The organism is Paenibacillus sp. YAE3 (genome assembly GCF_057546105.1).
Map to the genome: position 1 here is coordinate 105,043 of NZ_BAAIYF010000002.1, position 22,786 is coordinate 127,828.

The 22,786-nt window shown below is 53.4% G+C and carries 22 protein-coding genes; 4 read left to right on the forward strand and 18 right to left on the reverse strand.

What is annotated here, in order from left to right:
• Positions 1-180: 180 nt before the first annotated feature.
• Positions 181-1,290 (reverse strand): phosphotransferase, encoded by a 1,110-nt coding sequence (locus AC27KL_RS03340; RefSeq protein ID WP_487168852.1) that lies wholly within the window; start codon positions 1,288-1,290, stop codon positions 181-183.
• 109 nt (positions 1,291-1,399) lie between these two features.
• Positions 1,400-2,281 (reverse strand): class I SAM-dependent methyltransferase, encoded by an 882-nt coding sequence (locus AC27KL_RS03345; protein WP_487168853.1) that lies wholly within the window; start codon positions 2,279-2,281, stop codon positions 1,400-1,402.
• A 165-nt stretch (positions 2,282-2,446) separates the two neighbouring features.
• Here AC27KL_RS03345 and AC27KL_RS03350 point away from each other — a divergent pair, with 165 nt between their 5' ends.
• A complete protein-coding gene (locus AC27KL_RS03350; protein WP_487168854.1) occupies positions 2,447-3,010 on the forward strand; it encodes a hypothetical protein in 564 nt (187 codons plus the stop codon).
• 45 nt (positions 3,011-3,055) lie between these two features.
• Here the strand turns inward: AC27KL_RS03350 and AC27KL_RS03355 are convergent, their stop codons facing one another.
• The 7 genes from AC27KL_RS03355 to AC27KL_RS03385 all read right to left on the reverse strand — a co-directional run bounded on the left by AC27KL_RS03355 (position 3,056) and on the right by AC27KL_RS03385 (position 9,877).
• The gene (locus AC27KL_RS03355) at positions 3,056-3,622 is read right to left on the reverse strand and encodes an SMI1/KNR4 family protein (RefSeq protein ID WP_487168855.1); all 567 of its coding nucleotides are present in this window, start codon (positions 3,620-3,622) and stop codon (positions 3,056-3,058) included.
• Between the two features lie 209 nt (positions 3,623-3,831).
• Complete coding sequence (locus AC27KL_RS03360; protein ID WP_487168856.1) at positions 3,832-4,917, reverse strand: GerAB/ArcD/ProY family transporter; 1,086 nt, start codon at positions 4,915-4,917, stop codon at positions 3,832-3,834.
• Positions 4,918-4,932: 15 nt separating this feature from the next.
• On the reverse strand, positions 4,933-5,166 hold the full coding sequence (locus tag AC27KL_RS03365) for a hypothetical protein (protein WP_339324603.1): 234 nt from the start codon (positions 5,164-5,166) through the stop codon (positions 4,933-4,935).
• Positions 5,167-5,177: 11 nt separating this feature from the next.
• Positions 5,178-6,356 carry a Ger(x)C family spore germination protein gene (locus AC27KL_RS03370; protein ID WP_487168857.1) on the reverse strand — a complete coding sequence of 393 codons (1,179 nt, stop codon included), beginning with the start codon at positions 6,354-6,356 and terminating at the stop codon, positions 5,178-5,180.
• Entirely contained in the window at positions 6,353-7,852 is a 1,500-nt protein-coding gene (locus tag AC27KL_RS03375; protein WP_487168858.1) for a spore germination protein, read from the reverse strand. The genes AC27KL_RS03370 and AC27KL_RS03375 overlap by 4 nt, the downstream gene beginning before the upstream one ends.
• A gap of 248 nt (positions 7,853-8,100) precedes the next feature.
• Positions 8,101-9,480 carry an amidase gene (locus tag AC27KL_RS03380; protein ID WP_339324600.1) on the reverse strand — a complete coding sequence of 460 codons (1,380 nt, stop codon included), beginning with the start codon at positions 9,478-9,480 and terminating at the stop codon, positions 8,101-8,103.
• 229 nt (positions 9,481-9,709) lie between these two features.
• Positions 9,710-9,877: a hypothetical protein gene (locus AC27KL_RS03385; RefSeq protein ID WP_487168859.1), complete on the reverse strand. Its 168-nt coding sequence runs from the start codon at positions 9,875-9,877 to the stop codon at positions 9,710-9,712.
• Between the two features lie 332 nt (positions 9,878-10,209).
• Here AC27KL_RS03385 and AC27KL_RS03390 point away from each other — a divergent pair, with 332 nt between their 5' ends.
• On the forward strand, positions 10,210-12,171 hold the full coding sequence (locus AC27KL_RS03390; protein WP_487168860.1) for a GTP-binding protein: 1,962 nt from the start codon (positions 10,210-10,212) through the stop codon (positions 12,169-12,171).
• A gap of 69 nt (positions 12,172-12,240) precedes the next feature.
• Here the strand turns inward: AC27KL_RS03390 and AC27KL_RS03395 are convergent, their stop codons facing one another.
• Entirely contained in the window at positions 12,241-12,741 is a 501-nt protein-coding gene (locus AC27KL_RS03395) for a GNAT family N-acetyltransferase (protein ID WP_339324597.1), read from the reverse strand.
• A gap of 76 nt (positions 12,742-12,817) precedes the next feature.
• Positions 12,818-13,876, reverse strand: a complete 1,059-nt coding sequence (aroC, locus tag AC27KL_RS03400) for a chorismate synthase (RefSeq protein ID WP_212950705.1) — start codon at positions 13,874-13,876, stop codon at positions 12,818-12,820.
• Between the two features lie 108 nt (positions 13,877-13,984).
• On the opposite strand from aroC, the gene AC27KL_RS03405 reads away from it, so the two are divergent.
• On the forward strand, positions 13,985-14,881 hold the full coding sequence (locus tag AC27KL_RS03405) for a LysR family transcriptional regulator (RefSeq protein ID WP_487168861.1): 897 nt from the start codon (positions 13,985-13,987) through the stop codon (positions 14,879-14,881).
• 87 nt (positions 14,882-14,968) lie between these two features.
• Here AC27KL_RS03405 and AC27KL_RS03410 read toward each other — a convergent pair whose 3' ends face one another.
• On the reverse strand, positions 14,969-15,952 hold the full coding sequence (locus tag AC27KL_RS03410) for an NAD(P)H-quinone oxidoreductase (RefSeq protein ID WP_487168862.1): 984 nt from the start codon (positions 15,950-15,952) through the stop codon (positions 14,969-14,971).
• Positions 15,953-16,306: 354 nt separating this feature from the next.
• Here AC27KL_RS03410 and AC27KL_RS03415 point away from each other — a divergent pair, with 354 nt between their 5' ends.
• Positions 16,307-17,488 (forward strand): multidrug effflux MFS transporter, encoded by a 1,182-nt coding sequence (locus tag AC27KL_RS03415; protein ID WP_487168863.1) that lies wholly within the window; start codon positions 16,307-16,309, stop codon positions 17,486-17,488.
• Positions 17,489-17,590: 102 nt separating this feature from the next.
• Here the strand turns inward: AC27KL_RS03415 and AC27KL_RS03420 are convergent, their stop codons facing one another.
• The 6 genes from AC27KL_RS03420 to AC27KL_RS03445 all read right to left on the reverse strand — a co-directional run bounded on the left by AC27KL_RS03420 (position 17,591) and on the right by AC27KL_RS03445 (position 22,784).
• Entirely contained in the window at positions 17,591-19,120 is a 1,530-nt protein-coding gene (locus AC27KL_RS03420) for a glycoside hydrolase family 31 protein (protein ID WP_487168864.1), read from the reverse strand.
• A 25-nt stretch (positions 19,121-19,145) separates the two neighbouring features.
• Entirely contained in the window at positions 19,146-20,279 is a 1,134-nt protein-coding gene (locus AC27KL_RS03425) for a DUF2264 domain-containing protein (RefSeq protein ID WP_487169133.1), read from the reverse strand.
• Positions 20,280-20,547: 268 nt separating this feature from the next.
• Positions 20,548-20,742 (reverse strand): small acid-soluble spore protein H, encoded by a 195-nt coding sequence (locus tag AC27KL_RS03430; RefSeq protein WP_339324592.1) that lies wholly within the window; start codon positions 20,740-20,742, stop codon positions 20,548-20,550.
• A gap of 59 nt (positions 20,743-20,801) precedes the next feature.
• Positions 20,802-21,596 (reverse strand): carbohydrate-binding protein, encoded by a 795-nt coding sequence (locus AC27KL_RS03435; protein ID WP_487169134.1) that lies wholly within the window; start codon positions 21,594-21,596, stop codon positions 20,802-20,804.
• Positions 21,597-21,693: 97 nt separating this feature from the next.
• Complete coding sequence (locus AC27KL_RS03440) at positions 21,694-22,521, reverse strand: DUF817 domain-containing protein (protein WP_339324591.1); 828 nt, start codon at positions 22,519-22,521, stop codon at positions 21,694-21,696.
• A gap of 23 nt (positions 22,522-22,544) precedes the next feature.
• A complete protein-coding gene (locus tag AC27KL_RS03445) occupies positions 22,545-22,784 on the reverse strand; it encodes a helix-turn-helix domain-containing protein (RefSeq protein WP_036713996.1) in 240 nt (79 codons plus the stop codon).
• Positions 22,785-22,786: the final 2 nt, after the last annotated feature.

Genomic DNA, 22,786 nt, shown 5'->3' on the forward strand with positions numbered 1-22,786 from the left:
GCGGGCCAATCTCTTATGGCATGCGATTACGCAAAAATCGAACGCCACCATCGTTAGGGTATGACCTAATTCTCCTGACCAAGATTGCAAGCGGCGGCGGCTTCATCTGTTTTCGTAAAAAATATGATCTTCGCGAAAAATAATGGCTTCTGACGGTTCTTAACCGGTTTCATGCGGCATTCAGCGTCGTAAAATCACTTCCGCTTCGGCAGCCGCCTCCATCTGCATCTCGGCGATCAGCGCGAGTTTGCCGCACTGCGGCGATGTTGAATCCTGCTTCAGCTTTTGCAGCAGCTTGGGGACCTCCCATACGGAACGCAGCGCGAAAGCCGCCAGAAAACCGAAACGGGGAAGCATTTCGTCGCCATGCCAGCCTGCCTCTCGCAGCCCTTCAATATAGGAGGAGAGGAACTGTTCGCGCAAGTCCCTGCCTGACTCCGGCTGCATTTGCCCTCTGCTGACGGATAATCCGAAAAAGCGGCCCAAATCTTCCCCGACGCCGGAAATGCTGGCAAACTGCCAATCGATCAACGCCAGACTTCCTTCGCGCAAGCGATTGCGACTGAACAAAATGTTGGCTTCATAATAATCCTGATGCGAAAACGTTCTGGGCAGTCGCTCCAGCGCATCGATCCACTGGGGTATGGAGGTTTCCAGCGCCGCAAACCTGTCCAGCAAGGAAGCTAATCCATGGCGGGATACCGCCGGATCACGGGCTATTGTTTCAACATTCAAGGATCGGTATTTCTGGCATTCCCGGATCCATGACCGCATCCAGCCGCGGTTGATCCACGGATATTCAGGCAGCGCCTTTCCGAGGAGATAGGCGCCATGAAACGCTCCCAGCTTTTTCGCTGCAAACGCATAGTCCTCCAGTTCCCATCCCTTGGACTCATGCGGCATCTCCTCAAGCCACAGCCATACGGATCCGTCAGCCTGTTCATCGATCCCATAACATACCGGCGCCTGAAAACCTTCCGGCAAATCTTCCAGCAAACCTGACTCGTAGGCCAACACTTCGCGGCGCCAATAATTGTAGTGCGAAGGGTCGCTCCGATTTGGGTCGGCCAACACGATTTTAAGGATGACGGTCCATTCGCGAACCGTTCCTTTGACCTCATTGGTACCGGAAACGCGGTACACCCCGTCGGTCACGAAATTACGGGCCTTCGGCCCGACCGGTTCGCAAGTCCAACGGGTCATCGACCCCTCTTCGGTTTGGAGGATACGCTTCGAAATGTCGGTCAGCCGTTTTTCGTCGATTTGGGAATATACGCTTTCTTTGATCATAAAAATGAAATCCTCCTTAAAAGGGCATTTTATCGCCCCTCCCCGTCAGGGCCCGGCATGAATGCCAAAAACATCGGATGCATGCTGCCGCTGCAGGTCCCATGAGGCTTTATTGGGATGTTTTCCGTTTATTTTTGCAAATAAATGCTCCGACGGGTTTGGACAAAACCAGCTCGCCCCCGTTTGACCGAATCATTTCTTCTGTCAATAACATAAAACACGGAGCGATGGCGTCGCGAACCTCTCTTGGCAGGTTGTCATCGTTCATGGGACCTTGGTATAACTGCGTCGCCGCATAATACTGAAATACGGGCATCGGATCAGCCACCTTAAACCCCGCCTCATAGGTCCATAACTCGACGTGTTCGAAATGTTCCCTTAATATTTGCTCTCCGTTTTCCAATGAAAAGGTAATCAGATCTTCCTTGACGCCGAAAGGAATGCCCAGCAGCTCCATCGTTCTCAGATGCAGCTGGAACAGCTCGGGCATTCCTTTTTCGCTGTTGGTCGTAGCGAGCAATTTTCCCGTGTTCTTTAACACCCGGCTCAATTCCGCAAGTCCCCTGTGCAAGTTCGGGAGATGGTATAACATATGGTTGGCCATCGCAAGGTCGAATTGTTCGGATAAAAAAGGAAGATTCTCCGCGTCGGCCGCCAGATGAAGCATCGGGAGGGATTCCGTTTGGGCTTGCACGCAGGACGGAAGCATCACGCCCTCTGCCAGATCGCATCCGATCAAAAATCCCGTTTTTCCCTTCAGGATCCGGCTCACAGGCAACGAAAACCGCCCATTCCCCGTGCCGAGATCCAGAACGTACTCCGTTCCCGACAGCGAGAGCCTGCTTATGACCCATTCTTCAAACGATTCCTGCTGCAAGCGGTATTTCTCCATGACTTCGTACTTTGCTTTGAGGTTGCGCTCGGTACCATAGACGGATTCAATGACGGATTTATCGCGGGAACCTTCATAATAATTCCGAATCTTCTGCACTGGGCCGGCCTCCCTTAACTTATAATCATAACGAAACGGGCTTGTATTGTTCTTCACATGTTCCGCTTTCGTTCGTAAATTCGCTGCTGCTTTTAAAATTCCATTTTATTCATGAAGCCGGTTGATTATAATCATGTCATGAGCTACTTGGAAAGGAAGTGTCACATGAGCAAAACGACCCGAGTGCCTTTGACCGCGCTGATTTCGGTTTTGAATCTCTTCCCCCCTGACGGGCGGGTTTGGTACAAGAAAAAAAGAAACATCCTGCGGATGGCCCTCATCGCGTTCTGCTTGATCGGCATGCTGGTCGTATGCTTCAAATACGGAGGCAATGTGCGCAAGCATTTATGGATCGGCATCGGAGGATACAGCGGCGTACTGTTTTTCTTCAGTTTTTTTCCTACATATGTCTTTTATCGAATCCGCCGCCGGCAGGCAGGCCCGACCAAAGCGGATCTCGGTTTTATGGCGTTCCTCTTCCTGCTGTCCTTCTACCCGCTGATCATGCTCGGAATGGTAACGGCAGATATCGTGCAGGGCCCGATCGACAAAGTGATCCATGTGGAGGAAAAATGGGATCCGAAACGCGGCGGGGACATGGTGAAAACAAGCGAGGGCACGCAATACGAGATTGCCGACCGCAAGATCAAGATGAGAGAGGGCGGCACCTACCGCGTCAAAGTGTTGAAGCATTCCAAGCTGATCCTGGAAGCGAAGAAACAGCGCTAAAAAAAGCGCGTCAGCCAATGCCCCCCCTCCCGGCGGCTCTTTTTTTTACCCTTTCTCCACAAAATGATGGTCAAAATAAGCTTTAAAATTCGGATACAACAATGCAAGATGCTCTTGGAGCTGCTTCCGATCCGTATGTACTTCGTCCAACCCGAACAACATTTCGTGGTCAATTTCGTAAATCGCCTGTTGATCTTCGTCCGGTCCGCTGCCCACGTCGATGCACCAAATGCATCCGTACTCCGCATCCCATGCGAATGGAAGATAACCAAGCCTGCAGAGCAGCGGGTTGTACATGTCCCGGATGTTTTTCAAAGGCTCGTTCGTATCCTGCTCCGGAATATCGTCGAAATAGTGATGATAGGTGGAGATGAAGGCCTTGTACCATTCCGGAAACGTCAAGCCGAACTCTTTTTCCAGCTCCGATATATCCTCTGCGGAGACCGTCGACGGCACCAGCTTCCACACGGACCATTCCTCTTGGCTGTCATCCGCTTTCATCGGAGCAGGCACGCCAGGACGCATCCATACGCAAAACCCGTCCTCCCCAACCTCGCTGTGCCGGTCATAATAAGCTTCAAATCCTGATTTGATGTAGTCTCGTATATTCATCGCGGGTTCCCCTTCAATATGAAAAAGTCCGAACTTCAAATGCTGCAGCCTTTAGCCGCTCCGGTTCGTATTTTTATGGTAACCCAAGCCGGCAATCCAAAGAAACCCCTGATAGACAAAAAATAAAAAGCCGCTGGAAAGCGGCTTTTCGTTAAACATGACTCAAGGGTACAAGCTATGCTTCCTCCCCTTGTTCCCCCCGCAAGAATTCAGGAAGATATTTTCCGCCGCAGCCATGCGGCAGCCACAAGGAGAAGCGGAACCAGGACGAGCACGATCACCGACGAACCTGTACCTCCCGTAGGGAAATAGTGGAGCATTTGCTGGAAGTTTTTTGCCACCCATATGCTGAACACCGAGATCAGCAGACCGACCGGAAACACCAGCGGACGATAATCCTTGATGTTTAGCCATTGGGCCAGATTCAGGGACAGCGAGTAATACCACATCGAAATTTGCACGAAACCGCCGAGAATCCACAAGGCCATCACGATCGCTTCCACGTGCGAGAAAAAGTCGGAAATGCTGATATACCGGGAAGCCGACAGAAAAGGAAACGTCAAATTAGCCGTGGTTTCCCCGAACAAAAACAGGCAGGTAAAGTTGGTGATCACCATCGTAAGCATCATGAGAAATACGGCGAATAACCCTCCTTTAAACCCTTTGTCCCCCTTCCGGACAGACGGATAAAAAGACGTGATCAGCAAAAATTCCATAAACCAGACGGCAGGCTCCAAGGAGCCTTTCAGCGAAGGGAGCACCCCCGTTCCGAAGACCGGAAGCATGTTCAAAACGTTGTACTCGGGCAGAAGGAACAAAAAAATGGCCGCGACGAACAAAAAGAATATCGGCGCAAAAATCATCGCAAACCTCCCGATGACTTCCACGCCCGAACGCACGGCAAACGAGGACGTGGCCACGATGGAGCCGATGATCACGGTCAGCGGCGTCTGCGAGAGGAAAGCCTGCACGATAAATTCGGCATATTCCCTCGTAATCAATCCGGTCGCATCGATCTGGAAAAACAGGAGCATGAACCCGAGCACGCTCCCGAGCCACTTGCCAAACACGCGGTTCAAATGGCAGATGATCGTTTCCCCCGGATAATATCGGTTCATGATCCACGCAAGCCCCACGCATAGGAAACCAAACACCGAGCCTATGATAGGCGACAACCACATATCCTGCTTCGCATACATGGCCGTGAATGACGGTACGACGAGGATCGAGGTGCCGCCGATCATCAAATACATCATCAAACCCAATTGGATGTTCGAGATTTTTTCCTTCTCCATCGTTTCCGTCCCCTCCTATCCTTCTGGATAAAAGATGCTCCAGATCGGCTTCGTCACGTAATTGATGAATTCGGTCGGACCGGGAAGACGGGGAAACCACATCAAAAGCATCGCCAATGCCCACCCGGCCGAGGCCAAGACCGTAAAAGCCGCCTTTTCTTTCTTGTTTTCGGGGCGAAATCTCGGATATTCGTAAAAAAACATCAGCAAAACCAGCAGGGTAACCCCCAAGTTTTTCAGAATAATCATCGAGTTCCCCCTTATTTATAACTTTTGCCGGAAAATCCCGGCGATAGAATTTTGACTCGGGATTCGGCGCGAATGTTGACGTTAGGAAAAATTTCATCCCAGCGCCGCTGCTCCCTCAGCCATACCTTGGGATACTTCCGCCAAAAAGCGTCCGAAGCTCCGAATATGTCGGCACCCGTTTCCCTTTGAATGAGCCGGAACGTTTCTGCCACCCGTTTTTCGATTTCCTTGTTCAGTTGCTCTTCCACGCCGCGCAGCTCCTGCGGTTTCATCACGTTGATGCGGGTTTCGTTTTGCAGGATGCTTGCTTCCCCGTCAAAACGGACGATGATGCTCCATGAATGACCGCGGATGACGGGAATGAGGGCCGTTCGGCCTTTAACGATCTGCGCGGTCATCTTGCCTTCATCCTTCCCCCGGTTGCCGCTAACGGGAAAAGTGACATTGGTCCTCTTCAGTTTGTTCCGGATCAGCAGCGTTTCGCGTTTGACCTTGTCGCCGAATGTTCCCGTCAGTTTCCCATCCTTAAGCACGGCCGCACCGGTGATATATGGAAAGGCGTTTCCATCGGCTTCCACTTTACTATCCACCAGCGGAACGACGGCCGCTTTGGATCTTCCCGTAAGCATCTCGCTCAAATCTTTGAGCGAAACGCCCATTCCGAACGGCAAAATGGCCATCTCGCGCAGCGTCTCCGCAACATCCCTTTCGACCTTCGGAATGATTTTCAAAATTTCTTTGGCATCCCCCTTGCTTACGAAAACGTAAGCGCGCTCGCGCGGCTGCGGGTGGCGGAAAATAAAATCCATTTGATTCAGGATGCCTTTCCGCGCAAGTTTCTCGCCAAAAATAAACACCTCGCCGTGTCCCCAAAAAACCTTTCGCGGCATCTGCTCCTGCAGCTTGGCCGCCGCATCGGCAAAATCGGTTCCACTGGCGCTTTGCACGATAATCGAGTTGCTTCCTCCCGAGCCTCCGCCCATTAAGCTGTTGCTTCCCCCTTCGCTGCTGGATTGGCTGGGCGTAAAAACCTGCACGGAAAGTTCCACGTTTCCATTATCGGCGAGATCCAGCCCTGCCGCCATAATCAGTCCCAGATCGTTGACTTCCGTCCGGTCCCAGCACCCTCCGACCAGAGGCAGCATGCAGAGCAGAAGACAGGTCATGCCGAATTTTCGGAGCAGCCTCATGTTTTGCTCCCTCCATCGGGGGGACCCGGACGTTGATGGGCGCCCTGCCGGTACCGGTTCCAGAATCCCGTTTTCGGTCTTCTGTTCATTTTCCAAAACGGTGCCCGGACCGCGACATCCTTCAACTGGTTCCAATGGGTGACGGTGGCGATCGAAGTATACGGCATGCCAAACGACCGCAGCGAGAATAGATGGGTCAAAATAAGCGCAAATCCCATCATCAAGCCAAAAAAGCCGAGCGTCCCTGCCAAGAGCATCATCGGAAATCTCAGCAGCCGGATGGTTATCCCGAGGGTGAAATGCGGAATCAAAAAGGAGGCAATGCCGGTAATTGCAACGACCATAACCATCGGGGAAGAAACGAGGCCCGCCGCAATCGCAGCTTGTCCGATGACGAGCGCCCCTACGATGCTGACCGCCGCACCGATCTGTTTGGGCAGCCTCACTCCCGCTTCACGGAGCGCTTCAAACGTAATCTCCATCAGCAGGGCTTCAACAAGCGCCGGGAAAGGAATTTGTTCCCGCGATTTCGTCATGTTCAGCAGCAGCGTGGTCGGAATCATCTCCTGGTGAAACGTGACGACGGCCACATAAAAAGAAGGACCGATCAAAGCAATGAGGGAAAACAGATAACGGAGCCACCGGATCGCGGAGCCGATATAATAACGTTGGTAGTAATCTTCGGGCGAATGCAAAAACGTGAAGATCGACGTCGGCATGACCAGGACGATCGGAGTCCCTTCAACCAGGACCGCCGCCCTTCCTTCAAGCAGATTGGATGCCACGACATCCGGACGTTCGGTCGTCTGCATTTGGGGAAACGGCGAATACGGATTGTCCTCAATGAGTTCCTCAATGTTCCCGCTCTCCAAAATTCCGTCGACGTCGATTCGTCCGAGCCTGGCTTCGATTTCCTTAATCAGCGCCGGATCTACGATATCGTTCAGGTAAGCGATCACGACCTCCGTTTGCGAATAGCGCCCGACCCGCATCGATTTCATCTTCAGCGCCGGCGTTTTCAGCTTTCGGCGAATCAGGGAAACATTGTCGATCATCGTCTCGACGAATCCTTCGCGCGGGCCCCGTACGACCGATTCGGCCTCCGGTTCGGTGATGGACCGTTTTTCCCACTTGGCCAATGAAAACGTGAGCGCTTGCTCCTCATCTTCCATCAGCAGCACCGGATTTCCGTTTCCAATCTCCATGATCAGTTGATCAAGCGTTGCTGCCTTGGCGAACGACGATACGGGCAGACATTCGCATAATGCGCCAAGTCCCCCCTCTTGGTCCTTCATCTTTTGCAGCGCCGGCTCCAGAACAAACTGATTCAGTTGATCGCTGTCGGTCAAGCCCGTCAAATAGATGACGGCCGCTGCCTTCTCGCCGCATTGGAGATGGTGAAATACGACATCATAACTATCTGCGTACAACGCTTTGATCCGATCGAGATTTTCCGTCAATCGCGGCGAAATTGCAGATTCGCTATTGTTGTTCATGTTCACGCCTCCCGGGAAATCATTCGTTAACGCATTGGAAAAAATCTGGTTTTCGGTTAGTATGTTCCTCCGTACTTGAGAAAATACGGAAATATTGCGTTTTTTTCTCTGCTTAGGCTGCCCCGGCGACGGCTATGATTCGCCATGTACCACGTGCGAGTGCTGGAACTAAAAAAGCATCCGGCGCGCGCAAGGCGTCCGGATGCCGGTTGAAACGATCGTAAGACGTGGTAATTTCGGTCTTTGCTTTAATATCCGGCGCATATTTCGTCGCGCAGCCGGTAAAAATCCTGCAGCTGATCCTGCTCGTACGCATACCCGGCACGAATCAGCAAATCTTCCCTGCAGCGCGCGGCGACCAGTTGAAGCCCTACCGGAAGTCCTTCGCTCGTCAGACCGTTCGGGATGGACAGGGCAGGCAGCTCCACCATATTGAATATGCCGGTGTATCGGGTCATGGCATCAAAAATGCTTTCCTTGTACGACCCGATCTGGACCTCGTCCACGCCGATTTTTCTTGCCGGAATCGGTATCGTCGGCGTGGCGAGCACATCGATGCTCTCCCTGAACAGTTGATTGAATTTCTTCATATAGAATTCCTTCATCTTCAGCGCTTCAATATATTGCAGCGCGGTGATATCCCGCGAAGATTCAAGGAAAGCTCTCGCGTCAGCCCCGTACTGCGACAGGCAGCATTCCATCCTGGATTTGTGGACGTATCCTGCTTCGGACGCTGCGATCGTTAACGAGACGCCGGCGTTGCCCGCAACAAACGACACGTCCGTATCGATCAGGATTGCGCCAAGCGCCTCCAGCGCTTCCAGGGATTTCACATACAGCGCATACGTTTCGGCTTCGATATGCTCGTTGAAATAACTTGTGGGCACGCCGATCCGAAGTCCCCGGATATCCTGCTTAAGGTACGGCAGATAAGACTGCTTTGCCATGGCTCCCGCAAGGATGGCCATATCCGTCATATTGGCGGTCAGCGGACCTACATGATCCAGCGTCCATGAAACGTTAAAGACTCCCTTGGTGGGAACCTTGCCATACGTCGGTTTCAATCCGACGACCCCGCATGATGCGGCCGGAATCCGCACTGAACCGCCGGTATCCGTTCCGACCGAGGCAACCGCCAAGTCGGCGGCCACGGCCGCTCCCGATCCGCCGCTCGAACCCCCGGGCGTGTATTCCGGATTCCATGGATTATGGACCGGACCGTAGTGGGGATTGTTGGAGGTTACGCCCAAGGCGTATTCATGCATATTGTTTTTTCCGAGGAGAATGGAATCCTCCCGGTAAAGCCGCTGCACGATCGCCGCGTTTTGATCGGGAACATGATTCGCATCGATCGAAGATCCGTAAGTCGTGCGGATGCCTTTGGTGTCAATGTTGTCTTTATACGAAAGCGGAATGCCGTAGAGCAGCCCCGTCTGTTCGCCCGCGTTTTCTTTGGCCTCGGCCATCCGCGCCTCTTTGACCGCTCTTTGCTTTGCCACCGTGATATAAGTGTTCAGTTCGGGGTCCATGCATTTGATTCGTTTCAAATAATGTTTCGTTATTTCCAGGGGCGTAAACGAATGGTTCGCATAACCCGCCTGCAGTTCTTGTATCGATTTTCTGCCCATGACCTTTGTCTCCCTTCAATCCAAAATAAGGATAGAAAAAAGCTGATCCAATTCGGCTTTTTTCCTGCGTCCCTATCAATTTATGCAGGATTTGATAGATCGGTATGGGGAAAAACTCATACAGACGGAAAAAGGCTGGACCTCTCTTTCGAAAGGAACCGCCTGCGCAGGTTTGTCGATTTGAATGTAACGTTCCCGTTCGGTGCCTCCATCGGCAAAAAACCGCACATCAAATCGCGATACGCTCAAGTACGCGGCCGACAAAAGCGAATAATCGCTCACCAATGTGCATGGACCAATCCATCATATGACCAATCGCCAGCGACAGGCAGCATAATACCATGACGACCAAAAGGACGTTCAACCAAATCTCTTTTTCCTGTTTCTCTTCCATCATAGTCACCCTCATTTCAAAAATAGGAATCTCGCCTTGCAAAAATGGATGTTGATGCAACCATGAGCATCACGATGCGACCGAATGATTCGCAGCTTTAGTATAAAAGATCCTTCCGGTTTCCCCTATTGATTTGGCTTACGCCAATCTTACAGCCTTGTAAGCCGTGCCGCGGTAAAAATCATCTATAATCGATTTCTCCCCCTCACCGCCCGGCCATCACGGGTAAAATAAGAAGCAATAAAACAAACGGAGGCGATTGTCAATGCGGCAATTCAAACATTCAACCCATTCGAAAGAACCATTTCACATGAGGAAATCGAGGTTTAAACGATATGAAAATTATCAATATTGGGGTGTTGGCCCATGTTGACGCCGGCAAAACGACGCTGACGGAGCAGATCCTCTACCAAACGGGGGTCAAGGAGCGGGCCGGGTCCGTCGACCAGGGCGATACGACGACCGATTCGCTGGAAATCGAACGGAGAAGAGGCATTACGGTCAAATCGGCGGCGGTATCTTTTGATGTGGACGGCTTGAAAGTCAATTTGATCGATACGCCGGGCCACGCCGATTTTATTTCGGAAGTCGAGCATGCTTTAAGCGTGCTGGACGGGGTCATACTCGTCATCTCCGCGGTGGAGGGCGTTCAGGCGCAGACGAGGGTACTCATGCAAACGTTAAAAGAGCTGCGTATACCGACGCTCTTATTCATGAACAAAATCGACCGCCGGGGCGCGAATTACGGGCAAGTGCGGACCCGGATCCAAAACCTGTTGGATCCCCATATCTGCGACATGACGGTCACGGAAAACGAAGGATCCGAAAACGCCGGGGTTCGCCCTGCGGATCCTGTATCCGCAGGATGGCTGGAAACGCTGGCCCTTCAGGACGACGAACTGCTGCGGATGTATGCGGAGGACATCCCGGTTTCGGCAGACAGGCTGTATGAAGAATTGATCCGGCAAACCAAGGCGGGAAAAGCCTTTCCTTTATTCGCCGGTTCAGCGGTCAAAGGCATTGGCGTCGATCGGCTGCTGTCCCGTCTGGGCGATTTCATTCCGACAAACGGATCGGCCGTGTTTTCAAATGCCGAAGATCTTCCTCCGCTGTCGGGGTTCGTGTTTAAAGTGATCAAAGATTCGTCCGATGAACAAGCTGCTTACGTCCGGTTGTTCGCGGGCCGGCTTCGGCTGCGGGATGAAGTTCGGGTCATTTCCAGGGCCGGGCACACCCGATTCTTGAAGGTCAAGCAGCTGTACGCCTTGCAAGCCGGGAAAAAAACAGCGGCCAGCTGCATCGAAGCGGGGGACATCGCCGTGCTTCCCGGCAGCGAATTGCTCATTGGCGATGTGATCGGCTTCCGTTCCGACCGAATCAAGGACTTTGCCTTCCATAAACCGCCGATCCAGGTCCAGGTACTTGCCGAAGAAAAGGAGCATTCGGCGACGCTTCATCAGGCGCTCAGCAGGCTGACTGTCGAGGATCCTTATTTGGAATACCAACACGATCAGTACGCCAACGAGCATACGATCCGGGTATTCGGCAGGGTTCAGCAGGAAGTGCTGGCCGAGACCATCCGGGAGCAGTACGGGATACAGGTGACTTTTTCCCCGCCAAAAGTGCTGTGCATCGAAAAACCGGCCGGTGTAGGGGAATCCGCGGAAATGATGGGGGATCCGGGCAATCTCTTTTGGGCCACCGTCGGTTTCAAAGTCGAGCCGGGAACTTCCGGCAGCGGGATTACCTATTCCTTGGCTGTTGAATTGGGGTCCCTTCCCCTTTCTTTTCAGAAGGCCATCCGGGAGACGGTTGAGGAAACGTTGAAAGAAGGTTTGTACGGTTGGCCCGTCACCGATATCGCCGTTACTTTGACGCATACCGGATACGCCAGCCCGGTATCTACGGCCAAGGATTTCCGGAGATTGGCCCCGCTCGTGTTGATGGACGCGTTGTCCAAAGCGGGGACGGCCGTTTTCGAACCTGTGAACACCGTTCACTTGGTCGTGCCGGAGACTGCTTTAAGTAAAGTGATTACGCGGCTTGCGCAGCTTGAAGGCTCATTTCATGAGCCGGAGCTTCAAGGGGCGGCGGTGCGTTTGAACGGGACTATTCCGGTGCGTACGGCCGACCGGCTGCAGACGGAGCTGAGCTCGTTAACCAACGGCGAAGGCCTGCTGTCGATGAAGCCGGGCGGATACGCGGAAGTCCGGTCCGCTTATCCGGAAAATGAACGCAGACGGTTGAATCCTTTGAACCGAGGGGAATACTTGCTGCGTTTGAATAAGATTCTGTAATCCATAAAAAAAGAGTCCCGGTTCGCCGCCTTAGGCCATCGAGACTCTTTTTTCTTTGCAACTCGGAGATCAACCGATCGTTTTCTCCATGACATAATCGTCCATCACAAAACCGTTCCCGATGTCCGCCACCTGGGTCTTGACGGTTTTAAAGCCTTTTTTGTTGTACACGGCGATGGCCGAATGATTATGCCGGTTGACCGTCAACCAGATCGAGGCCAATTTTCGCTCTTTGCAGCGCCCGGTCAGTTGTTCCATCGCTTGGCTGGCATATCCTTTTCCCCGCTCTTCCTTACGGATGTAGAATTTGCTCAGGAACAGCTTGCCTTGATCCTCTTTGACGGCCAAATAGCCGACGTTCCGGCCCTCTGCTTTCATGACGTAATATTCATATCCTTGCCTTTTGATTTGCTCCGTCATGGCCGGAGCGGATTGGAATTTCTCCACCATATATGCGATTTGTTCCTTCGAGATGATGCTTACAAAATACTCGAACCAAATTTGCGATGCCATTTCAGCCACGGTTGCTATTTCGTTCTCCGTTTCCACTTTGGCCAGTATCAAGTCCATAATCTTCCCCTCCTGTGTTTGCGCATGGCAAAAGGAAAAGGCCAGCCGATCGAAAATTCGTCGGCTGACCCCCTTTCTATTCGTCCAGCAGAGCTGCCTGACGTTTGTAATGATCTTCGACAACCATGCACGCCATCGCCTCGATTACCGGCACGACGCGCGGACAGATGCACGGATCATGTCTGCCGATCGTCTGAATCTCCCTTTCGTTCCCTTCCACGTCCACGGTCCGCTGCGGAGCGGAGATCGACGACGTCGGCTTGACGGCCACCCGGAACACGATCTCTTCCCCCGTGCTGATCCCGCCGATGATGCCTCCCGCGTTGTTGGTGAGGAACCCGCTCGCGTCCATCTGGTCGTTGTGTTCGCTGCCCCGCATCGCGGCCGCCTGAAAACCGGCGCCGAATTCGATGCCTTTGATCGCCCCGATCGACAGCATGGCTTTGGCCAGCTCCGCATCCAGCTTGTCGAACACGGGCTCCCCGAGCCCCGGCGCGACGCCGCGAATGCGGCATTCGACGATGCCGCCGCAGCTGTCGCCTTCGGCAGACAACCGTTCGATAAGTTCAATCATGCGTTCGGCCGCCGCCGGATCGCATGCACGCACCGCGTTGCGTTCAATGGCGCTTTCATCGAAAACGTCGCATTGGATGCCGCCGATCTCAGTCGTGTAGGCCACGACCGAAACGCCCCGACGTTCCAGCAATTTCCGCGCCACGGCGCCCGCGGCCACCCGGCCTGCCGTTTCTCTGCCCGAAGCTCTGCCGCTGCCGCGGTAGTCGCGGATCCCGTATTTTTTGTCGTAGGTGAAATCCGCATGTCCCGGTCTGTACATGGATTTGATGTCATCGTACGCCGAAGGGCGCATGTCCGTGTTGTTCAACAAAATGCACAGCGGCGTGCCGGTCGTGCGTCCCTCGAATATTCCGGATACGATCCGGATTTTGTCATATTCCTTGCGCGGCGTCGTAACCGAGGATTGCCCCGGCTTTCTCCGGTCCATCTGAACCTGAATGTATGCTTCGTCCAGCTCGACCCCCGGCGTAACGCCTTCCACGATGACGCCTACCGCCTCCCCGTGGGATTCTCCGAACGTGGTCATTTTTAATCGTTCTCCAAACGTGCTTCCTGCCATATCGATTCCTCCATGTTGTTGGGATTCCTTTTTATTTAGTTTAGCGTTATATTTGAAATAAATGAAATTGCAATTTTCCCTGTTTGACATAGAGAGGATTGATATCAAATGGTCATCAATACCGAATGGTACCGCATCTTCCTTCATGCTGCCGAACATTCCAACCTTACCAAAGCGGCTCAAACCTTGCATATGACGCAGCCTTCCGTTAGTTACGCCATCAAGCAGCTGGAAGATGCGCTCGGGGTCGCTTTGTTCGACCGGCTGTCGAAGGGCGTGCGGCTGACCCAGGAAGGCCATGCCTTGTACCTGCACGTGAGACAGGCTTTTGCGGAACTGGATTCCGCGGAACGGCACATGAAGAAGCTGAAGGGCTTCAGCGAAGGAAGGCTGCGCATCGGCGCAAACGGAGCGATCATCAAGGATTTCCTCCTGCCGTCGCTCGACGTTTACCATGCCCGATATCCGCATGTGCGAATCCAGATGTCCCAGGAAAAAACGAGCCGGATATTGGAGCGCCTGAAAAACGGTTCGCTCGATCTCGGGTTCGTCCATCTCCCGATTTCGGACGACGAGATCATGATCCATTCCACCCAAGCGTCCCCGTATTGCGCGGTGGCAGGCACCGCCTTTGCCGATTGGGCCAGGCAGCCTCTATCGGCGGCAACGCTAACCAAGCTTCCTTTGTTGATGTTATCTCCCGACAGTTCGACCCGCTCTTTTATCGAAGGATGGTTTCGATCGCAGGGATTTGAAGCGGAAGCCGATTTCGAGTTAACCAATTTGGACATGCTGGCCGAGTTTGCAAGGCGCGGGTACGGGGTTGCTTTTTTGCCCCGAACATTTGTCGCTTCCGATATCGCGGACGGTTCCCTGCTGGAACTTGTCACGGAAACCCCCTTGCCCGACCGGCGGATCGGCATCGCGGTCCCGAAAGCCCTGACCCCGTCGTTGGCCGCAGGAGTGTTTTTGGAGCTGCTTCAGGACAAAAAAGACCGGGCTTAAGGTAAACAAACTTCAGATTCGAAAGAAAAACAGGAGGATGACCCGCGCTAACGGGGCTGTCCTCCTGTTTTCAACATGTTCCGATCTTTACCGTGTATTCACGTCCAGGATGATTTTCCCGATATTCCGGTTGCCCAGCATATGCTCGTGCGCTTCCTCCGCTTTTTCCAAAGGAAAGGACGTATCCACGACGGGCAGAATCTCCCTTTTTTCGAAATAAGGCAGCACCGCCTGGTAAAACTCCCGCGTCAAACGGGCTTTGTAATCGTCATCCCGCGGCGTCAGCAGCGTTCCCGTTATCTCGATCATTTTGGACATCAGCGGAAACAAGTCCACCTTCTCGACGGTGCTGCCTCCCAAAATGCCGATCAGCACCCAGCGGCCGCCTTTTTTGATGCTGTTCAAATTTCGGGTCCAGTAATCCGCTCCGACGAAATCGAGGATGACATCGACCCCTTGACCCTCCGTGGCCTTCAGCACTTCCTCGTCGAAGTTTTGCTCTTTATAGTTGATAAGGACGTCGGCACCGAGCTTTTGGCAAAATTCAAGCTTTTGCCGGCTGCCGGCCGTCACGATGACTTTGGCGTTGCGCAGCTTTTTTGCGAGTTGAATCGCCGCCGTGCCCACCCCGCTTGCGCCGGCATGAATTAATACCGATTCGTTTTCCCGGAGCTTTCCGATCCAAAACAACGTTTGATAAGCCGTCAGGAACACCTCCGGGATCGCCGCCGCTTCCGCGAACGTGAAGGATTCCGGAATTTTCATCGCCCGATCCGCGGGCATAACGGCATATTCCGCATAACCTCCCCCATTGACCAACCCCATGACGCGGTCGCCGGCTTTAAATCCGGTATCGCCGCTGGCCTCTGTGACCGTTCCGGCGACTTCAACGCCTAAAATGGGATGGGTCATATAACCCGCCTTCCCCTGCCGGTTAACGATATCGGTCCGGTTGACCGCTGCAGCATGCACTTGAATCAGCAGTTCGCCCGCAGCCGGGCGCGGAACTTCCACTTCTTTCACTTCGAGCGAACGACGCTCGTCCAATCGATTGACCGTGACACCTAACATAGCTTAGCCTCCTGCGTTTTAGCATGATGTATATGAGATTATGATCGCCAAGATGGCCGATTCTATGATCCTTACCTTTTTATTATAGTACCCGGCTTTTTTCATCACAAACTAGGGCTGCCGGCCGCCGTCACTGAAATAGCCGCCATTGATTGACTCCAGGTCTTCTTAATGATACTCTATCCAGAGTTTGTCTCTTAGGCTTAACCCCTCCTACTTTATTTTGAGGAAAGGTTTTTGAAGCATGTCGATTTACAGCCGTATCGCCATCATGATGCCCCCTTTTCCCTAGCTAGGCTCTTATTCTTGTCGAATCGGAATATCAGCTTTAGCTTGTAGGAGGGCTAATATAAAATGAAAACTTACGCAGCACCGTCATTACTGTTGATGATTGTTCTTGTAGCGTTTCCGCAAATCAGCGAAACCGTCTATACGCCATCGCTTCCGGATATCTCCGCGGCATTTGGCGTTTCCAACAGCTCCGTCCAGTTCACTTTAAGCATATATTTTATCGGTTTTGCGCTGGGCGTTTTCGGCTTCGGATGGTTATCCGACCTGATCGGGCGCAGACCGGCCATGCTCGGCGGCCTTGTCGTCTACGGAGCCGGCAGTTTATTGTGCTTTTTCTCGGAATCCATTGCCTTGCTTATGACAGGCCGGTTCATTCAGGCATTCGGCGCGGCAACGGGGTCGGTCATCACGCAAACGATGCTTCGCGAAAGCGTTCCGGAAGAAAAAAGGCATGGGATGTTCGCCCAAATCTCAGCCGTCATCGCCTTTACGCCTGCGGTCGGGCCGCTGATCGGCGGGTGGATCGACCAAGCGTTCGGTTTTGAAACCGTCTTTTTTTCGCTTGTGACCATGAGCTGCTTGCTGTTTGCATATGCTTACGTGAAACTGCCGGAAACGGCGGATGCGTCCATAAGGAGAAAAGCCGCTGTTTGGCCTGTCGTCAAAAAGATGCTGTCGTTGCCGCGGGTAATTGCGTTCGGCGCCTTGATCGGCGGAATCAACGGGGTTTTATTCAGCTACTATGCCGAGGCCCCCTTCCTGTTCATCGAGCGTTTTCGCCTTTCGCCGGGAGTGTATGGATGTTTGGGCATTTTTGTCGCTTTGGCCTCCGTCTTGGGTGCCATGATCTCCAAGCGACGGCTGCTCACCCGCGCTCCCGAAAAGATCATTCATCTGGGCTGCCTCGTCATGACAATAGGTGCGATTCTGTTAACGATCGCAAGCAGCTTGTCGATGCTGTCAGACATTGTGGTTATGATCGGCATCATCGTTGCGATGTTTGTGTTGTTGACCGGGGCCGGCATTGCCCTGCCCAATTGCCTGAGCCTTGCGCTTGCGGATTTTAAGGACGTGATCGGTACTGCCGGTGCCGTATTCAGTTTGGGATATTATTTGCTCGTCAGTTTGGCGACGTGGGGAATGAGCCTTTTGCATAACGGTTCGCTGCTGGCAATGCCGCTTTATTTCTTGGCGATCAGCATCGGCATGTTGTGGATCGGCCGCCAATTCATCCGAACGCCGTAAGTGTGTTTTTCTATCACGGATATAAGGAGTTATAGACCGGGGCATAATCAATCGGCAGTCCAGCGCTTGAAGATCAAGCGGCTGGACTGCTTTTTTGGCAGTTTATTGCTTTCGGTACCACGGAAGCCTCGACAGCGGTGCGGCAACTTCCCGTTCGCACGGTCCGATGACGATGCTGCCGTCATCCCCCTGCCACGTTCCGGACGGGAAGACTATTTTACGCGTTACCGCGCCCTTTTTGACTACCGGAGCCACCAAAATATCGTCCCCCAGCATAAATTGATCGCTTACCTGCTCATATCCTTCTTCCGGAAACACATAGGCCAAATGCCTCATGATCGGCTCTCCCGTTGCTGCGGCGGACTTGGCCAAAGCCGCGATTTCCTCTCCCATTCGGCAGTGCAAATGCGCCGCTCCAATGCAATGCTTCAGATGTGTTTCATCCAGCACCCTCCACGGCGCGGTAGAAAATTGCATCATCGGGAACAACGCCGAACACTGCGCGTAACGGACGAACAGCTCGGCATCGACTTCAAAATCAGGCCGGATCAAGTCCCCGTACTGCCCGCCGCCGACCATGTCCGGGCAATGAAACGCATAACCCGCAAGCCCCTGCGCCAAACCGTTCGGAATCAAGCTGGCCAGGCCGTCGTCTCCCCAGCTGTGGTTTTTGTCGCTGAGCCGCTGCACCAACGGCTGCCCTGCGCATTTCCAGCAAGCCCGGTATTCGTTGAAGGCATACCGCAATCCGATGCGGGCCCAAGCCTCGCATTGGCCGTTCGGCGTCATCGGCTGAGCGCTGACATCATCGGCACGGTAATATTGGGGATCTCCCGCGTCCAATTTAAAACCGTCCACCCCGTAAATATGGATAAGCCGGTCCAGTTCGCCAGTAAACCAATCGACGGCTTCGGGATGCGATCCGTCCAAAACGGCGCTGTACCCGTTCCACCATTCTCTGACGATCGGGCTTCCTGCGGAATCCCGCAGCAAATACCCCCGCTGCCGGAGCATGCGGAACACCTCGCCGTCCGGGCTGATAAAGGGGCAAACCCACAGCATGATGCGGAATCCGAGCTCATGGAGCCGGTCGATCATGCCTCTCGGATCGGGGAAACGGCCCGGGTGGAATTCAAGCGTTCCGTAATCTTCATGCCAATTGTCGTCGATCATCAGAATCCCCGGCGGAAGCCCGTGTTCAAGGATCGCCTCCGCATAGGCTATCACCTTCTCCTGTGTCGGCTCGTAGCTCATTTCCATCCAGGTGTTGTACTGGGGAACGTTAAAAAACTGGATGTCCGGATACGTTCCGGATGGCGGGAAATGGTTTCGGGAGGCCTGAAGGAACGCGCCGCGCAAGTTCCCTCCGTCCGCTCCGAACGTCAATGTTCCTTTCTCCCCTTCAATGGTTAATTGGCCTTCGGCCAACGCAAAACGGAAGGGCTCATCCGACCAGACGTACCTCCCTTTGTTTGAAAGAAGCAGCGGATTCCCCTGATTGTACGCCAGGTCCCCCGACAGATCGCGCCGATGCGGCAGCGCGCCGAAAGGCATATGCGTCCCGTCCTGAACGGCCCCGCCCCACCAGCATTCACCGGGCAATAAAGGAATCGTTATCGTTTCGTTATACATGAATTTCCTCCCCTTTCCCGGCCGCCTACAAGCTTTTATCGATCGGAAAAGAACGTCCCGACCATGCCCGGCGCGAGGTCCAATCCTGGTCCGGATCGCTCCAGAACGGAGACTCCGCCGGGAGCCCCAGCGGCAAAAAGACAAGGGAACAAAGATATACACTTCCGGTCGAAATGTATAACTCGCCGATTTCCGGCTGGTCGCCGCAAAAGCCGATGTTCAGCCACCCCTGTTCGTCATAAAAACCCGGGGCTTCCGCCATTCGCCGCATGACCGCCGTCAATGCGCAGCGCACTTGGGACGGGGCAAGCTTGTCGGGAAGTTCGCCGCGGAGCGCCATATGGCTTAACGGCTGAAAAGCGCCGAAACGGTACGCCAGCGATCGGCCGATCGGAGGAAACGTCCCTTCCGGCGAAATCAACCTTTCCTGGATCGCCGCATACCGTTTTGTTCTCTGAACGGCTATTTCCTTCCGGGCAGCCCAATCCCCGTATTGATCGCCGACCGTTTCCAGAATATCAAGCAGCATCGGATGAATGACGAACCCGTTGTAATAGTCCCATGCGAACTCCTCCCCGTCCGAATACAGCCCGTCGCCCACGTACCAATGTTCATGCTGCTTTAGCGCGTAGTCGATCCGCATCGGGTCCCACTGCTCGCCGATCCGGAACAAACACGCCTCCACCGTCGCCGCAAACAACAGCCAGTTGTTGTAAAAAGGCCTGACTCGCCGAAGCGCATACAAAGCTTGCGCCACATTTCGTTGGACTCGGGCGTCCAGCTGATCCCACAGCTCGTTAGGCGCACGCAGAATCGCCTGGGCCAGAAACGCGATGTCGACCAGCGGCTGCTCGCCTTCGGTCAAGTTGACGTAATCCGGGGAATCCGGATCCGTCCCGGCATCGATCGCCATCCGCGCCAACGCCGCGTACCGCCCGCGCAGCTCCCCTTCCGCTCCCGACCGCGCACCCGATTCCAGCCAAGGAGCCATGCCGGCCAGCAATCGGCCGAGCGCCTCCAAATGCATATACCGAATCCGCGAAGGATCCCCTTTAATCGGCATTACGGCTTTCAACCGTTTTTCGGAAAGCGCATTCAAAACCGGGTCCGCAATGCGGCACAGCGTCTCCACCCAATACTTTCTGCTGTCCAGTACCATATCCAACAGTCGCACCTCATTTTTATCGAAATGATGTCATCCTTGCCAAATCATCTACAACCAATTAACTCATTTCTTCGCGATCCGCCCATTTCCTTTTCTAACTTCAAATTTATTCGACAAAAACGCGTCAAAAAAAATCCCCCGCCGGGTTCATCCGACAGGGGATTTCATTGCAGCTATGGCCGACGCCGGGCATTTCCCCGAACCGCCGAAGGTTCCTTACACGCTCTTTCGCGCCGGGATAATGCAGGCCGGTATCGCGTTTTTATTCCAGCGCTCCATTTTGCTCCGATAACGAATATAACGGCACTTCCCGTTCCTCTTCCGGATTGCCGAGCGGATAGATGCGGGCCGTTTCCGTTTGCTCGTTTACGTGCTGGATGTAGATCTGCGTGCCTTCGCACAGCACGTTCGCCATGACGGGAGACGCAGCGATTTCTTTTGCCCTTTGAACATTCATGCGAAAAGGCCTCCTTGCTTGATCGGTACGCCTTTTACTATGCGCAAAGCCAATATTCGCTATTCGCGTTTTGCCCCTTCGCGGCCGAAAATTTCAATCTGGCTCAGCGCCGGGAACGGGGACGGATCTTCTGCTTTTATCAGTTCTTTTAACGTGACCCATTCCACGTTGCGCGGCTCCAAAACGATCGTTTGCTTCTTATGGGTTTTGATCAAATCCGCCGTATGCCAGCTTCCGTCCGAAAATGCCAACGTAGCCCGCTCCCAATAACTGTCATGCGGGAAATCGGCACGGATCGTTAACGCGACCTTATCGATTTCGACGAACCTGCCAAAATGGACGGTAAGCTCCGCATCGGGCCGCTGGTTGATTCCCCAGGATTCGAACGGCCACTTTCCGTGCGAGAAGTTCACGCCGTTGCCATTAATCACGTTTCGGGCCGCAAACACGGATTCGCCGCGCGTTTCCACGTTGGCGCAAGCGTGCGGGAAACACGCATTGTTTTCATGCTGGTCGTACACATTGAGCGCTACATCCTTGTAAGCGCCGATTTCATCTTCCGTTGCCAAGCGCGCGGTCAACACATGCAATTCGCCCGAAAAGGCTTTCGGGGAATAGGAAAACTTTTTTTCGCCAAACGGTACGGAAAAGCGGTATTCGGTTTCCGCTAAATAGACGAAAGCTGGCCCCATGGCATCGTCAAGCTGAAGGATGAGATAAACGTTTTTCGATTCGCTTCGTAAAATGATTTCGTCCCCTGGCTGATAGGCACCCGAATATACGAGTTGGGCTTGGCCGTCATCCGAGCCGGCTGCCTTGACGATCCCGTCGTTGCCGCGAACTTCGAGGGTCATTCGGTTCAATTGGCATCCTCCCCATTTTCATGTTTGCTGTCATTCTCTACCACCATATCACATCTTCCTGAACCTGGATACTGACGCTTGGAACAAGTCAAGAATCGGACTTTTTAAAAGAATGGCCATGGCGTTTCAACAATGGAGCGGCATCCGTCCCGGCGGGTTGATTCCCCTTCACCTGCTTTAACGTCGCTACGATCAAAAAGCTAACGATCACCAACAAAAGCCATGAACTCACCTTCCCGAGATGGACCAAACTCCACGCTTCCGCCTGATTCGGATATTTCCAAGCTCCAAAAAACGTTGCGATATTTTCGGCGATCCATATAAAAAATCCGATCAGCACGAAGGAAAGCGCGAGCGGCATCCGGTAACGGGTTCCATTGACCTCGTAAACGACCCAGGATTTCCAAAAGACGACGATGACCAGTCCCGACAACCACCAACGAACGTCAATCCAATAATGGTGGGTGAAAAAATTCAAATATATCGCCGCCGCCAGGGATACAACCGCCATAAACGGAGGCCACCGGACCAGTTCGACCTTCAGCCTTCTCCATGCCTGGCAAAGATAACTCGCTACGCTTGCGTACATGAATCCGCTGTACAAAGGCACTCCGTAGATTTTGAAATATCCTTCCTCCGGATAGGACCACGAGCCCATATGTACCTTAAAAAGCTCCAGGGCCAAGCCGATCAGGTGGAACAAGGTGATCACTTTCAGTTCATCCCGCGTTTCAAGCCCCGAACGGACCATCCACCACTGCATCAAAAGACAGATGATGAGCAGCCAGTCATACCGCGGCAGGAAGGGAAGCGGAATGATCTGCGTAAGAGCCAAAGAGGCGAAAATAACGACGGGAAACAAACATGAAAGGGCCTGCTCCCAACCGAAACGGACGAGTTGCTTTAGTGCTCTCAAAATTCGTCCCCCCATGCGTGAGTTTAAAAATCTCCTTTGGATGAATCACGGGAGTCTTCGTCGCTCCGGTATTCCAGAATATCTCCTGGCTGACAGTCCAAAGCCTTGCAAATCGCCTCCAAAGTGGATAAACGAATCGCTTTTGCCTTCCCGTTTTTCAATATCGAAAGGTTGGCCATCGTGATCCCGACCCTCTCCGACAGTTCCGTGACGCTCATTTTCCTTTTGGCCAGCATGACGTCAATATTGATGATGATTGCCATTG